14 protein-coding genes are annotated in these 12,945 nt (G+C 60.3%); 8 read left to right on the top strand and 6 right to left on the bottom strand.

The window, feature by feature from the left end; genetic code table 11:
• The first annotated feature begins 2 nt into the window (after positions 1-2).
• Both ACWKV5_RS27140 and ACWKV5_RS27145 read left to right on the top strand, forming a co-directional pair.
• Positions 3-554: a disulfide bond formation protein B gene (locus tag ACWKV5_RS27140; RefSeq protein ID WP_483843763.1), complete on the top strand. Its 552-nt coding sequence runs from the start codon at positions 3-5 to the stop codon at positions 552-554.
• Positions 555-731: 177 nt separating this feature from the next.
• Positions 732-1,190: an Rsd/AlgQ family anti-sigma factor gene (locus ACWKV5_RS27145; protein ID WP_007899333.1), complete on the top strand. Its 459-nt coding sequence runs from the start codon at positions 732-734 to the stop codon at positions 1,188-1,190.
• Positions 1,191-1,249: 59 nt separating this feature from the next.
• Here ACWKV5_RS27145 and ACWKV5_RS27150 read toward each other — a convergent pair whose 3' ends face one another.
• Positions 1,250-1,915 carry an FKBP-type peptidyl-prolyl cis-trans isomerase gene (locus tag ACWKV5_RS27150; RefSeq protein WP_483843764.1) on the bottom strand — a complete coding sequence of 222 codons (666 nt, stop codon included), beginning with the start codon at positions 1,913-1,915 and terminating at the stop codon, positions 1,250-1,252.
• A gap of 192 nt (positions 1,916-2,107) precedes the next feature.
• Between ACWKV5_RS27150 and ACWKV5_RS27155 the strand changes: the two genes are divergently transcribed.
• Complete coding sequence (locus ACWKV5_RS27155; RefSeq protein ID WP_483843765.1) at positions 2,108-3,283, top strand: AlgP family protein; 1,176 nt, start codon at positions 2,108-2,110, stop codon at positions 3,281-3,283.
• On the opposite strand, the gene ACWKV5_RS27160 is transcribed toward ACWKV5_RS27155, so the two are convergent.
• On the bottom strand, positions 3,280-3,744 hold the full coding sequence (locus ACWKV5_RS27160; protein ID WP_483843766.1) for a TIGR02444 family protein: 465 nt from the start codon (positions 3,742-3,744) through the stop codon (positions 3,280-3,282). The two genes, ACWKV5_RS27155 and ACWKV5_RS27160, sit on opposite strands and share 4 nt — an antisense overlap.
• Positions 3,745-3,794: 50 nt before the next feature.
• Here ACWKV5_RS27160 and ACWKV5_RS27165 point away from each other — a divergent pair, with 50 nt between their 5' ends.
• The 3 genes from ACWKV5_RS27165 (at position 3,795) to rhtB (ending at position 7,102) form a co-directional block, all read left to right on the top strand.
• Positions 3,795-5,705, top strand: coding sequence for an ATP-binding cassette domain-containing protein (locus tag ACWKV5_RS27165; RefSeq protein ID WP_483843767.1), 1,911 nt, complete (start codon positions 3,795-3,797; stop codon positions 5,703-5,705).
• Positions 5,705-6,286, top strand: coding sequence for a mechanosensitive ion channel family protein (locus ACWKV5_RS27170; protein ID WP_027926426.1), 582 nt, complete (start codon positions 5,705-5,707; stop codon positions 6,284-6,286). Before ACWKV5_RS27165 ends, ACWKV5_RS27170 begins: the two co-directional genes overlap by 1 nt.
• A gap of 183 nt (positions 6,287-6,469) precedes the next feature.
• On the top strand, positions 6,470-7,102 hold the full coding sequence (rhtB, locus tag ACWKV5_RS27175) for a homoserine/homoserine lactone efflux protein (protein WP_027926427.1): 633 nt from the start codon (positions 6,470-6,472) through the stop codon (positions 7,100-7,102).
• A gap of 56 nt (positions 7,103-7,158) precedes the next feature.
• On the opposite strand, the gene ACWKV5_RS27180 is transcribed toward rhtB, so the two are convergent.
• From ACWKV5_RS27180 to ACWKV5_RS27195, 4 genes are read right to left on the bottom strand one after another with little or no spacing between them, the layout of a single operon-like run.
• Positions 7,159-7,902 (bottom strand): penicillin-binding protein activator LpoB, encoded by a 744-nt coding sequence (locus ACWKV5_RS27180; RefSeq protein ID WP_483843768.1) that lies wholly within the window; start codon positions 7,900-7,902, stop codon positions 7,159-7,161.
• 3 nt (positions 7,903-7,905) lie between these two features.
• On the bottom strand, positions 7,906-8,496 hold the full coding sequence (gene lpoB, locus ACWKV5_RS27185) for a penicillin-binding protein activator LpoB (protein WP_483843802.1): 591 nt from the start codon (positions 8,494-8,496) through the stop codon (positions 7,906-7,908).
• 23 nt (positions 8,497-8,519) lie between these two features.
• Positions 8,520-8,891, bottom strand: coding sequence for a YcfL family putative periplasmic lipoprotein (locus ACWKV5_RS27190; protein ID WP_483843769.1), 372 nt, complete (start codon positions 8,889-8,891; stop codon positions 8,520-8,522).
• A 12-nt stretch (positions 8,892-8,903) separates the two neighbouring features.
• Complete coding sequence (locus ACWKV5_RS27195; protein ID WP_483843770.1) at positions 8,904-10,301, bottom strand: COG3014 family protein; 1,398 nt, start codon at positions 10,299-10,301, stop codon at positions 8,904-8,906.
• A 168-nt stretch (positions 10,302-10,469) separates the two neighbouring features.
• On the opposite strand from ACWKV5_RS27195, the gene ACWKV5_RS27200 reads away from it, so the two are divergent.
• The gene (locus tag ACWKV5_RS27200) at positions 10,470-12,368 is read left to right on the top strand and encodes an FTR1 family protein (RefSeq protein ID WP_483843771.1); all 1,899 of its coding nucleotides are present in this window, start codon (positions 10,470-10,472) and stop codon (positions 12,366-12,368) included.
• A 108-nt stretch (positions 12,369-12,476) separates the two neighbouring features.
• Complete coding sequence (locus ACWKV5_RS27205; RefSeq protein ID WP_483843803.1) at positions 12,477-12,932, top strand: YaiI/YqxD family protein; 456 nt, start codon at positions 12,477-12,479, stop codon at positions 12,930-12,932.
• Positions 12,933-12,945 lie beyond the last annotated feature (13 nt).

Below are 12,945 nucleotides of genomic sequence, written 5' to 3' on the forward strand. Positions count from 1 at the left end.
CCATGTCTTTGGCCTGCTCACGCTCCTTGTTTTTCATGGTTTTCATTACAGGTTCCCTGGCCTTGGGCATTTCCTATTACCTGGAATATGCGGTCGGACTCAAACCTTGCGGCTTGTGCGTTTTGCAGCGGGCTTGTCTGGCGCTACTCACGGGTATCTGCCTGGCAGCCTCCGTGCAGGGTCCGGGGCGCTTTGGATCGTTCCTGTATTGGTTGCTCGGATTCTTCTGCAGTCTCGCGGGCATGATTACGGCGTGGCGGCAGATACTGCTGCAAAGTGATCCCATGCATCAGCTCTTGACGTGCTCGTCCAGCCTGGAGGTGACCTACGAGAACATGCCTTGGTTATGCCGGGTCACGGAGATGTTCAAGGGGGAGACCGATTGTGCCGAGATTTCCTGGACGCTGTTCGACCTGAGCATCCCGGAATGGAGCCTGCTGTTCTTTATCGGGGTGACGATTCTGGGGGTTTATCAATTGCTTCGCGTCGTTTGGCTCGCGTGTGAGCGACCGCTCAGCGGCGTGTCGTCGCACCGGGTGCAGATGGGCGATTAAACACTTGTATGAACTTTATCTCCTGCGTACCTTGAAGCCACAGTCGTGCGGGCATAATCTGGCCCGCACGTGTCATTGGAATTATGTTGCTCGATGACGCTCTGCCTGACCGCCCATTGACTTAACAAGAGGCGAGCAGGCATTGAGCAGCTGACCCACAAGGGAAGAGAGATCACCATGCTCGAAAGTTGTCAGAATGCTCAGGAACGTTGGGGTGGAGTGCATCTGCTGATCGATCGTTGGTTGCAGGAGCGTCACGAACTGGTTCGGGCCTATGATGCTCTCGGCGCCAAGCCTGAGGCACTAGGCGAGAACCGCAAGCCGTTGCAGGAATTCTGCGGCGTGCTGGTCGATTATGTGTCGGCGGGGCATTTCGAGATCTACGAACAGCTCACCGGTGAAGCCAAGGCATTTGGCGACACGCGTGGTCTGGAGCTGGCCGAGACAATCTACCCGCGCATCGATGTCATCACCGAGAAGCTGCTGGCGTTCAACGACCTGTGTGATGCAGGCAAGTGCGTCGCGGAGAAATTCAAGGAGTTGGGCGGCCTGTTGCATGAACGCTTCGAACTGGAAGATTGCCTGATCGAAGTGCTGCATACCGCTCACAAGGAAGAGGATTCGGTTCAGGCCTGAATCCCTCCCGGCAAACTAAAAACGGTGCGCACTGCGCACCGTTTTTTTATGCCTGTAATTCAGCTGGTAGCGCCGCGCAATTCGACTTCAAATACCAGCGGGGTGAACGGTGCGATCAGGTCGCCGGCGCCGTCCGCGCCATAGGCTTGAGACGATGGAATCACCAAGCGCCATTTCGCACCGACCGGCATATTTTGCAGTGCGCTGCGCCAGCCGCTGATCACGCTGTCGAGACTGAACCACTGCGGCTGACTGTTCTGATCGAACACCGTGCCATCCGGCAGGCGCCCGACATACAAAACCTGGACCTTGCCATTAGGGCCGGCCTTGGCGCCGGTGCCGGGAGTCAGCTCCGTCAGCAACACGCCATCCGCCAATTCGCGAACACCCGGTTTGGCTTTTTCCTCGGTGAGAAAGCGCTGCTCTTTTTCCAGTGCGGCTTCGCTTTGCGGGAGCGCCGGCTGCTCGGCGAGCTGGGCTTCATGCTCGGCCAGGATTCGCTCGATCTGCTCGTCCTTCAACGCCAGTGGCTTGCCTTGATACGCTTGTTGCAGACCCTCCAGCAGTGCCTGAAGTTGCAGATCGGGGACCTCCTGACGCAGGCGTTCACCGAGGCTCGCGCCCAGGCTGTAAGCAAGATCGTGAGGGTTATTTGCGGAGGTTTTTTCGTCGGCTTGAGCCACTGAAAAAAACACGCACAGCGATAGAAAAAGGTAGCGCGACATGGGCACTCTCCGACCTGGAATGCGGTGGATTATGCCAGTGAGAATGGGCACAAAGGTGAACTGGTTTTGCGCAAGCGCAGAAGTTTTTCGATCCGTTGCAACGCAACGCTTTCGATACTGTCAACATGCCCTAGCGGCGGTAGCAGCAGAGGTCTAGTATGAGCCGCACCCACGTCAGCCAGGAGGTAAACCATGTCGGCCACCAAGAAGCCTGTAAATACCCCGTTGCACTTACTCCAACAACTCTCGGGCAGCCTGCTCGAGCATCTGGAAAATGCTTGTTCCCAAGCCTTGGCTGATGCAGAAAAACTGCTCGCCAAACTGGAAAAGCAGCGCGGAAAAGCGCAGGAAAAATTGCACAAGTCCCGTACCAAATTGCAGGACGCTGCGTCGGCCGGCAAAGCCAAGGCACAAGCCAAGGCGAAGGACGGCGTGCAGCAACTCGAAGACGTGCTCGATGCCCTCAAGGATCGTCAGTCCGACACCCGTGCCTACATTCTGCAACTCAAGCGCGATGCTCAAGAAAGCCTGAAACTGGCCCAGGGCGTCGGTCGTGTTCAAGAGGCTGTCGGCAAGGCGTTGTCCCTGCGTGCGGCCAAACCTGCTGCTACACCTGCCAAGAAAACCGCCGCCAAACCGGCTGCTGCAAAAGCACCGGCCAAGCCTGCTGCCAAGGCTCCGGTTAAAGCTGCTGCAAAACCTGCCGCTGCAAAAAACCCAGCCGCTGCCAGCGCTGCCAAACCGGCCGCTAAAACTGCCGCTGCGAAACCTGCCGCCAAGCCAGCTGCTGCGAGAACCGCTGCCGCCAAGCCAGCTGCAAAATCGCCTGCTGCCAAACCTGCTGCAGCAAGAACCACAGCCGCTAAACCGGCTGCCAAACCTGCCGCCAAAACGGCTGCTGCAAAACCTGCTGCCAAGCCAGCTGCTGCGCGAACCGCTGCTGCCAAGCCTGCCGCGAAACCGGCTGTAAAAGCTGCTGCCAAACCTGCTGCTAAACCGGCTGTAAAAGCCGCCGCTAAACCCGCTGCTAAACCTGCTGTAAAAGCTGCAGCCAAACCAGCCGCGAAACCGGCTGCTGCCAAGCCAGCCGCTGCCGCCAAGCCAGCCGCCGCTAAACCAGCAGCTAAACCAGCCGCTGCTAAACCGGCTGCAAAACCAGCAGCTAAACCTGCCGCTGCAAAACCAGCAGCCAAACCAGCTGCTGCAAAACCTGCCGTTGCCAAGCCGACCCCAGCGCCCGCTGCCAAGCCAGTGACTCCAGCGCCAGCAGCATCGGCTGCACCCGCAGCTACCACCTCGACAGCCACGCCTGCGCCAACGCCAGCCGCCCCGTCGAGCGCCAGCACCACCCCAACCAGCGCTTCCTAAGTGCCGGTTACCGCGACGCGCAGCTGATGCAGCGCGTCGCGGTCCAGGTTGGCGGCGCCTGCCGCCACACCTTCCAACCAGGCCGTCAGATCGGTCGCCTCACCCTGCGGCCAGCTCTGCGCCGTTCGCTCCAGCCGCAACAACAGATGCCGCTCGGCTTCCAACTCCAGTGCCTTCACGTGTTCACGCAGCTTTTTCAGCTCGGCATCGTCAGTCGCGACGACTTTCCAACGCATGCGCAAGGCGCGCAACGGTTGCACGACATCCCCATCCCAGGGCTCCGCCACTGTGCGCAGTAGCTTGATTCGCTGTTCATTGCAGGCGACGCCACGCTGTCCCAGCCATGCTGCGCAGAGCAGCAAACACACATTGACGCCATCCGACTGCAACTGCAGGCACGCGCGTTCAACGCCGGGACGGGCGTAAGTCGTCAGGGAAAAGCTCCACAGGTCAGAGGACATAGTGCTACTCGCGCCAGTTGCGAGCGAAGCTGGTAGACTCCGCCGCCATTATGATTCGACTTCAGAACCTGACTTTACAGCGTGGCCCTCAACGTCTGCTAGAAGACGCTGAGCTGACCCTGCACGCCGGCCACAAAGCCGGCCTCATCGGTGCCAACGGCGCCGGCAAATCGAGCCTGTTCGCCTTGATTCGGGGCGAACTGCACCCGGACTCGGGTGACTGCTTCCTGCCGGCCGACTGGCGCATCGCCCATATGCGCCAGGAAATCGAGACGCTCGAACGCCTGGCGGTCGACTACGTGCTCGATGGCGACCTGCGCCTGCGTGAGGTGCAACGCGACCTCGCCGCAGCCGAAGCGGCCCATGACGGTGCCGCTCAGGCCCGCCTGCACTCGGAACTCGACAGCGCCGACGGTTACACCGCCGACGCCCGTGCCAGAAAGCTGTTGGCCGGCCTTGGGTTCACCAACGAGCAGATGGATCGTCCGGTAGGAGATTTCTCTGGTGGCTGGCGGATGCGTCTGAATCTGGCGCAGGCTTTGATGTGCCCTTCGGACTTGTTGCTACTCGACGAACCCACCAACCACTTGGACCTCGACGCCATCATCTGGCTCGAAGAGTGGCTGAAAAGTTACCCCGGCACGTTGTTGCTGATTTCCCACGACCGGGATTTCCTCGATGCCGTGGTCGATCACGTGGCTCACGTCGATCAACGCAAGATCACGCTGTACCGCGGTGGCTATAGCGCTTTCGAACGCGCCCGCGCCGAACGTCTGGCCCAGCAACAACAGGCTTACGAGAAGCAGCAGGCGCAACGTGCGCACATGGAAAGCTACATCGCCCGCTTCAAGGCCCAGGCCACCAAGGCCCGTCAGGCCCAGAGCCGGATCAAGGCGCTGGAGCGGATGGAAGAACTGTCCGCCGCCCACGTCGATTCGCCGTTCGATTTCGTCTTCCGTGAATCGCAGAAAATCTCCAGTCCGCTGATCGACCTGTCCGATGCCCGTTTGGGTTATGGCGACAAAGCCGTGCTGGAAAAGGTCAAGCTGCAACTGACCCCTGGCGCGCGCATCGGTTTGCTCGGCCCTAACGGCGCTGGTAAATCGACCCTGATCAAGAACCTCGCCGGTGAGCTCGAACCGTTGTCCGGTCGCCTGACCCGTGGCGAAAACACCGTCGTGGGTTACTTCGCCCAGCATCAGTTGGACTCTCTCGACGCCAAGGCCAGCCCGTTGCTGCACTTGCAGCGTCTGGCCCCGACCGAGCGTGAGCAGACCCTGCGCGACTTCCTCGGTGGTTTCGACTTCCGTGGTGCGCGCATCGATGAGCCGGTGCTGAATTTCTCCGGCGGCGAAAAGGCCCGTCTGGCCCTGGCGTTGATCGCCTGGGATCGGCCGAACCTGCTGCTGCTCGACGAACCGACCAACCACCTGGACCTGGAAATGCGCCTGGCATTGACCATGGCGCTACAGGAGTTCAGTGGTGCGGTTCTGGTGGTTTCCCACGATCGTCATTTGCTTAAAAGCACGACCGATAATTTCTATCTGGTGGCGGACGGCAAGGTCGAGGAATTCGACGGCGACCTGGAAGACTACGCCCGTTGGCTGGTCGACTATCGCCAGCGCAATGCGCCGGTCAACACCACGCCGGTCAATCCGGACAAAACCGACAAGAAGGCCCAGCGCCAGGCCGCTGCTGCGTTGCGTCAGCAACTGGCGCCGCACAAGCGTGAGGCTGACAAGCTGGAAGCCGAGCTGGGCAAGCTGCACGAGAAGCTGGCGAAGATTGATGCCAGCCTTGGCGACAGCGATATCTACGAACCGGCGCGCAAGAATGATCTGCGCGATCTGCTGGCTGAACAGGCCAAGCTGAAGGTGCGTGAAGCAGAGCTGGAAGAATCCTGGATGGAAGCGCTGGAACTGCTGGAAAGCATGCAGGCGGAGCTGGAGGCACTGTCTTGATGGAGGCGTTCAAGCTGCCGTTGCCGGCGGTGTGGATCGAGCCCCTCTGGCTGGTCGTGCAGATTCTGCTGATTCTACTGGCCGGCTACTTCACCCAACGCTTTGTGGCCAAGGGCCTGACCCGGCTGGGCGAGCGCTATCCGTTTCCGCCGCAGTTGCTGATGCCGCTGCGGGGCGGGCTGCGCTGGCTGATCATGGGCAGCGCGCTGATTTTCGTGCTGGAACGCCTTGGCGTGTCAGCCACCGTACTCTGGACCGCGTTGTCCGGTTTCGTCGCGGTGGCGGCGGTGGCGTTCTTCGCCATGTGGAGTGTGCTTTCCAACCTGCTGTGCGCGATCCTGATTTTCACCGTCGGCCCGTTTCGCCTCGGCGACGTGGTCGAGTTGGTGGACACCACCGATAAGCCTGGCGTCAAAGGCCGGGTGGTGGCGATCAATCTGCTGTACACCACGTTGATCGAAGCGGAAGAACTCGGGACTGGCAGTGCGATGGTTCAGGTGCCTAACAGCCTGTTCTTCCAGCGCTCGGTTCGGCGCTGGCGGGGGAGTGATGTATTCCCTTCGAGCGGGTTTGAAAAGTAAGGCTTCTGTTGCCTGACATGCCGCCTTCGCGAGCAGGCTCGCTCCCACACTATTTTTTGGTCGTTCACAAAATGGGCTGCAAACGCTGGTCGGCAGCCGCAACATCCGGCAAAAAATCGATAGTCATCCGCCCAAAGCCGCATTAGCTTAGACGTCTGTCACGAGTCTGAGTCGAGGTGTGCAATGGAGCTTCAAACATGGCTGGCGTTTTTTGCCGCCTGCTGGGTGATCAGTCTGTCGCCTGGTGCCGGCGCCATTGCGTCGATGTCCAGCGGTCTGCAATACGGTTTCTGGCGCGGTTACTGGAATGCCCTGGGCCTGCAATTGGGCCTGGCGGTGCAGATCGCGATTGTCGGCGCTGGCGTGGGCGCGATCCTCACCGCTTCAGCGTCCGCCTTCTATGCGATCAAATGGTTCGGCGTGGCGTACCTGGTGTACCTCGCCATCAAGCAATGGCGCGCGTTGCCCAGCGACATGAGCGATGACGCGGCTGTGCGTCAGATCGGCAAGCCGATGGCGCTGGTGTTCCGTGGTTTCCTGGTCAACATCAGCAACCCCAAGGCGCTGGTGTTCATGCTCGCGGTGTTGCCGCAGTTCATTGATCCGCATGCACCGTTGCTGGCCCAGTACCTGATCATCGGCGTGACCATGATCTGCGTCGACCTGATCGTCATGGCCGGTTACACCGGGCTGGCGTCCAAGGTGCTGCGCCTATTGCGCACACCCCAGCAGCAAAAACGCATGAACCGCACGTTTGCCGGGCTGTTTATTGGCGCAGCGGCATTTATGGCGACGCTGCGTAAAGCCGCGGTGTAAACGCTGTCAGGCACAAAAAAGGCGACCTTTAACGGTCGCCTTTTTCATTTCAGGCGTCAGCGCAGAATGACCGGCGCGGTATCCGCTGGCAGGTCGTTGCGCGGCTCGGGTTGCCCCGACGGCTGATAACTGCCATCCCCGAGCTGCTCGCTCAATTGCCGCGCCACATCCTCACCCAGTGACCTGGACACTTCGCGCACCACCCGGGGTCGGTTCAGCGAGACGTGGGTGTCCCGATCATTCACCAGTTTGGTGTCTTGAGCCTCACCCATCGCGGTGAAGGCCGAGGTGATCTCGTAGGTCTTGGTGTTGATCAGGCTGAAGTCCGCCACCAGGGTCAGCGCCAGCACCGCCGAATAGCTGTCGGTGTTGGCCAGCTCGTTCATGTCCTGGGTGAAGTCGATGTCTGACAGCGTGCCGAACAGCACGTAGTCAGCACCTTCGAAATCACCGGCCTTGATGCGTTTGATCACGTCATACACATCGCGTTTGGCGTTGGCGGTGTAGGGCGTCCCCTGAATCAGCTGGAACATGCCGGTCTTGAGCATCTGACCTTTGATATCACCGCTGAACCGACGGATTTCGGTCTGTTCCAGATAACTGTTCTGGGTCGTGTACTCGTCATAACTGGACGAGCCGCTGGCGCCGTAATAGTCCTGCTGATGATCGTCACGGGACGAAATCACGTGGACGTATTGATCCACGCTGGCCTCGTAGGCGATGTCGGTGACAGCGATTTTCGGGGCGGCCTGAACGCCCAGGGCGCAAGTCAGGGCCATGATGCCAATCCATGCACGCATTGCTTAGCGCTCCGTGGTCTTGCGGATTTCTTTCTCGTCCATCCATTCGGCCAGCCCGCTTTCGACATCGATCAATTGCAGGCTGAATTTGTAGAAGACGTCCTTGTAATCGTTGCTGCGCTTGATGATCGAGCTGATCGAGCCTTCCAGGCGATAACGGGCGGCGATCATGTTGCCGGTTTTGGCCACCGTACTTTTCTTGTACAGGCCGCTCTGGTTTTGCAGCTTGAGTTGATCGACCTGGCTCTGCATGTCGGTGTTATCACTGGCAAAGCGTGCGGTGCCGGAGCGCATCAGTTGGGTCTTGATCGACGTGGTGATGTCGCGCGTGTCGATGTACTCGCTGGTCTTGTTCCGCACGTCGTACACCTGAACCACCGGCCGACCTTTCAGGACCCCGGACTGGGCAAGCGAGCGGGTCATGCTTTCAGCGATCATCTGCAGGTCGGTGGAGCCGAATTCGTTGGTCACCAGTTCCACGGCTTTCGGGTCGCCGTAACTGATGTTGCCGCTGCCCAGCACCGGCGACTTATTGGCCGCGCAGCCGCCGATCAGCAGGGCGCTCAAGGCAAGGAACGACAAGCGTACAAACATGGGCAGGTTCTCGTGTGGACGGTTCACGGTGTATTGATCTCCAGACGGAAATCCACGGCTTGTGGCACGGGAGCGATCGCCGGCAGGAAACTCGTCTGCTCGGCATACAGGGTCAGGCTTTTCCAGGACTCGGCTTCGGCCACTGGAAAACCTTCCGGTCCGAGCCACAGATAGCGGTAGTAGAGCGTTTTGTTACGGGTGTCGGCGTTGCTCAGCTGCGTGCTGACGGTCAGGAAACCGTTTTCCCGGGCCATGCGCATCGGGCCGATAGCCAGGTCCTCGATCGGTCCCGTGGCCAGGACTTTGCTGGCAGCACTGCCCGGTTCCGGTGGCGGTGGGGTGGCGCAACCGGCCAACAGGGCCAGCGCGACAATGGCGATGCATTTCAATCCCATGAAGATCTCCGTTCAGGGTTGAGCGCGGCTGGTGACAGCCTGCGGTGCGTAAGGGGGGTTGAGCTCCAGAGCAACATCGGCGGCGAAAATCCGGTTAGTCACTGCGCGCAGGCTGAAGGCTTGATGGGGCTGGTCGATCCTGAACCTGACCGGAGCTTGTTCCGGGGCATTGGGCAGGGTCAGTTGATGCTCGCCTTTCTTGAGTCGCAGGCGAGCGACCAGCGTCCTGTCCGGTAGCGTGCGCCAGCCTCGTGTGTCCGCATCCTCGCGTTGAGTTTGCTGCAGGAGCGTCTCCTCAATTTTCTCGGGTTTGTGTTTTTTCAGATAGGCCAGGTACTCGACATTGGACCGGGCGCGGTGGAGCGTGCGCTGGATGATGCCCGGCATGTCGTCACGCAAGGTGCGCCGCGACATGTCGCCATAGCTGTTGAGAAAGGTCAGCTTGTGTTTTTTGCCGTCCACGATGACGAAGTCCACCGGTGGCGTAGAGGTATCGGAGACAAGGATCGGGAACGACATGTTGGTGATGTAGGTTTCGCCCTCGACATCCACCGAAATCGGCACGCGCACCGAGTTGCGTGCAGGTGCCAGGCCGGTTTGCACGATCAGCAAGACATCGCTTTCGCCGGCCTTGAGCGGCGATTTGTCGAGATTGCGCAGCGCCTGCTCCAGCAGCGGTGTGTTGGGGCGCAACTCAATGGCCTTGCGATACCCCGGCGCGGCGAGGTCTTTTTCGTTCAGCGTTTCATAGACGAAACCTGCCAGGTAATGACTGAACGCACTTTGGTAGCTGTTTTTCAGGGCAATCACTTCGGGCGCATCAAGGGTCGCCACCGGGTAGCCCTGAAGGTTCTGGTATTTCAGGGCCGCGCCTTGTTCCTGGGCCTGGTTCTCCAGTGCCAGATATTGCAAGTCGCGCTTTTCGGCAATGGTTGCCTCGCGCTCGTGGGTTTTCTTGATCATCACCCGAGCGAGTTCGACGTCGGCACTGGACAGGCTTGTCAGGGCCATTTGCGTGGTCAGGGCGACCTTCTCGAAGTCGTAGCCATCGTACAAACGCACTTTGTCATTGGCGCCGTAACTGTTGAACTCGGTGAAGGCTTTGAAGGTGCCGAACAGTGGCGAGTTTTCCCACCCCTCAATCAGCCGGTCGGCGTAATCCCAACTGGCGTAACTACCGGTCATATCGCCAGTGAGCCGCAGCAGTTCGCCCTTCTCAAAGTTATAGAGCAGGTCGCCCGGGGCAATGGGATTGTTTCGGTCCAGTACAGCAACGGCGGAGTCGACCTGGCCGGCTTTGAAATAGTCGAGGGTCTCGCTCAGCTCCGCGTTGTAGTCCCGCATGGTAGGGCAACCACTCAGTAGCAAGCAGGCACCGAGTACAAATATGAAGCGCAGGCGGGTGGCCATGTGCTGTGTGTCTTCCTTGAAGATAAGCCGCCAAGAGGCGGCAAACTATAGAGGAGAATGATGGCACTTTGTTCCCCTTCCTCTGATCTCTTCTTGCAGACAAAGCTTGAGTGAAAGTGATTGGGAGGGAACAATGTGTTACTTCGTATTACCAATTGAGATTCATTCATGACTGCCCCGTCCCGTTTACTGGCCTGGCTGGTGTTTCCGCTGTTTGCCTTGTGCAGTTTCAATCTGCTGGCCGACACCTTGGAAGGCGCACCGCAAGCGCTGCATTTGCTCGACTTCATCAGCGCGGACTACCCGCAAACCGTGCAAGCGGGCAAGGTGATTGATGAGTCCGAGTACCGCGGGCAGCTGGAATCCATCAAGACGTTGCAGGGCCTGATCGCGGCGATGCCGGCCAAGCAGGAGAAGGCGGGTCTGGAGCAGGGCGTCGGTTCGCTGCGCAGTGCCATCGCTGCCCGTCAGGACGGCGCGGACGTCTCTCGTCAGGCCCGGCAGCTGGGTGCGAAACTGGCCGTGACTTATGAAGTCAGCCAGGCACCGATCATTACGCCGGACCCGACCCGCGGTGCGCCGCTGTATGCCCAACACTGTTCGGTATGCCACGGTGATGCTGGGGCCGGTGATGGCCCGGCGGGCGTGGGGCTAACGCCGCCACCGTCCAATCTGCGTGATGCGACACGCCTGGATCACCTGAGCCTCTACGCGCTCTACAGCACGCTGGGCCTGGGGGTTGAAGGCACCGACATGCCGGCCTTCGCCGATCAGCTGGATGATCGTCAGCGCTGGGACCTGGCGACCTACATCGCCAGCTTCAGCGCCGATCCGGCGGCTGCAAAATCCGACAAGACCTACAACATCGCCGACCTCGGGCGTCAGACTCCGGCCGAAGTGCAGGCCGCTGACGGCCCACAAGCCGCTGCGACGTTCCGTGCGCAACGGGCGCAACCGCCGCAGGTCAAGCGCGGCCCGGCGCAGTTGCTCGATTACACCGCGGCGACGCTGGACAAGAGCATCGCCGCCTACCGTGCCGGCGATCACGATCAGGCCTATGACCTGTCTGTGGCAGCGTATCTGGAAGGTTTCGAGCTGGTCGAAAGCTCTCTCGACAACGTCGACGCCAACGTGCGCAAAGACACTGAAAAGTCGTTGATGGCTTACCGTCAGTCGTTGCAGGACGGTTTGCCGGTGGCTCAGGCCCAGCAGCGTCTGGACACGGCCAAGGCCAAGCTGAAGGAATCCGCCGACCTGCTGGGCAGCGATGGCCTGAGCTGGACCTTGAGCTACATCTCCGGTTTGCTGATTTTGCTGCGTGAAGGCCTGGAGGCGATTCTGGTGCTGGCGGCGATCCTCGCCTTCCTGCGCAACACCGGCCAGCAATCGGCTGTGCGCAGCGTCAACGTCGGCTGGGGCCTGGCATTGTTGGCCGGTCTGGGGACCTGGGCGCTGGCGGCGTACGTGATCGATGTCAGCGGCTCGCAGCGCGAATTGCTGGAAGGCGCGACGGCGCTGTTTGCCGCAGTCATGGTGCTCTGGCTCGGCGTATGGATGCACGACCGTCGCCATGCGGCGGCGTGGCAGGATTACATCAAGAGCAGCCTGGTGGGCGGCGGCGGGCGTTTCGGCTTTGCGATCCTGGCGTTCTTCTCGGTGTATCGCGAGTTGTTCGAAGTGATTCTGTTCTACGAAACCCTGTGGCTGCAGGCCGGGCCTGCCGGGCACAACGCAGTGTTGGCCGGCGGCGCGACGGCGCTGGTGCTGTTGGTGGGTCTGGCGTGGGTGATCTTGCGCGGGTCGGCGAAGTTGCCGCTGTCGTTGTTCTTCAGCATCAACGCTGGCCTGCTGTGCGCGTTGTCGGTGGTGTTCGCCGGGCATGGCGTGAAGGCGTTGCAGGAAGCGGGTATTTTCGGCACCCGGCCGGTGCCGTTCTTTGATTTTGACTGGCTGGGCATTCATGCGGATGCGTATTCGTTGAGTGCTCAGGCGCTGGCGATCATTGCGATCGTTGTGCTGTATAGCCGCAGTCGGATGGCGGAGAAGCAGCGGGTGACTGCCTCTTAACGGCATTCGCTGCGCTCGTGATCGCGGGCAAGCCACGCTCCCACAGGTTTAGGGTTAACCTTGTGGGAGCGAGCTTGCTCGCGATTTTTTTTGGAAGAGGAAAACATGATGCGAGTCTGGATCGACGCTGACGCCTGCCCTCGGGCGGCCAAGGATCTGGTGGTGAAATTCGCCCTCAAGCGCCAGTACGAAGTGGTGCTGGTGGCGGGGCAGCCGCAGATCAAGCCGGGGCTGGCGCTGGTGAAGTTGATCGTGGTGCCGAGTGGCCCGGACGCCGCTGATGACTACTTGGTGGAGCACGCGGTGCCGGGTGAGCTGGTGATCTGCAGCGACGTGCCGCTGGCGGATCGCCTGGTGAAGAAGGGCGTGGCCGCGCTGGACCCGCGAGGCAAGGAGTTCGATGCGCAGAACATGGGCGACCGGCTGGCGGTGCGCAACCTGTTCACCGATCTGCGTGAACAGGGGCAGATGGGCGGCGGGCCGGCACCGTTTGGTGATCGCGAGAAGCAGGCGTTTGCCAATGCGCTGGACCGGATACTCACCCGGCTGACCCGTAAACAATGAACCAGACAGTGAA

This window comes from Pseudomonas oplopanacis (assembly GCF_057128725.1).

What these genes read in the sequence shown, in the direction of transcription:
- ACWKV5_RS27140 (WP_483843763.1), top strand. Translation starts at nt 3, where the DNA reads ATGTCTTTGGCCTGCTCACGCTCCTTGTTTTTCATGGTTTTCATTACA.
- ACWKV5_RS27145 (WP_007899333.1), top strand. Translation starts at nt 732, where the DNA reads ATGCTCGAAAGTTGTCAGAATGCTCAGGAACGTTGGGGTGGAGTGCAT.
- ACWKV5_RS27150 (WP_483843764.1), bottom strand. Translation starts at nt 1,915, where the DNA reads ATGTCGCGCTACCTTTTTCTATCGCTGTGCGTGTTTTTTTCAGTGGCT.
- ACWKV5_RS27155 (WP_483843765.1), top strand. Translation starts at nt 2,108, where the DNA reads ATGTCGGCCACCAAGAAGCCTGTAAATACCCCGTTGCACTTACTCCAA.
- ACWKV5_RS27160 (WP_483843766.1), bottom strand. Translation starts at nt 3,744, where the DNA reads ATGTCCTCTGACCTGTGGAGCTTTTCCCTGACGACTTACGCCCGTCCC.
- ACWKV5_RS27165 (WP_483843767.1), top strand. Translation starts at nt 3,795, where the DNA reads ATGATTCGACTTCAGAACCTGACTTTACAGCGTGGCCCTCAACGTCTG.
- ACWKV5_RS27170 (WP_027926426.1), top strand. Translation starts at nt 5,705, where the DNA reads ATGGAGGCGTTCAAGCTGCCGTTGCCGGCGGTGTGGATCGAGCCCCTC.
- rhtB (WP_027926427.1), top strand. Translation starts at nt 6,470, where the DNA reads ATGGAGCTTCAAACATGGCTGGCGTTTTTTGCCGCCTGCTGGGTGATC.
- ACWKV5_RS27180 (WP_483843768.1), bottom strand. Translation starts at nt 7,902, where the DNA reads ATGCGTGCATGGATTGGCATCATGGCCCTGACTTGCGCCCTGGGCGTT.
- lpoB (WP_483843802.1), bottom strand. Translation starts at nt 8,496, where the DNA reads ATGTTTGTACGCTTGTCGTTCCTTGCCTTGAGCGCCCTGCTGATCGGC.
- ACWKV5_RS27190 (WP_483843769.1), bottom strand. Translation starts at nt 8,891, where the DNA reads ATGGGATTGAAATGCATCGCCATTGTCGCGCTGGCCCTGTTGGCCGGT.
- ACWKV5_RS27195 (WP_483843770.1), bottom strand. Translation starts at nt 10,301, where the DNA reads ATGGCCACCCGCCTGCGCTTCATATTTGTACTCGGTGCCTGCTTGCTA.
- ACWKV5_RS27200 (WP_483843771.1), top strand. Translation starts at nt 10,470, where the DNA reads ATGACTGCCCCGTCCCGTTTACTGGCCTGGCTGGTGTTTCCGCTGTTT.
- ACWKV5_RS27205 (WP_483843803.1), top strand. Translation starts at nt 12,477, where the DNA reads ATGCGAGTCTGGATCGACGCTGACGCCTGCCCTCGGGCGGCCAAGGAT.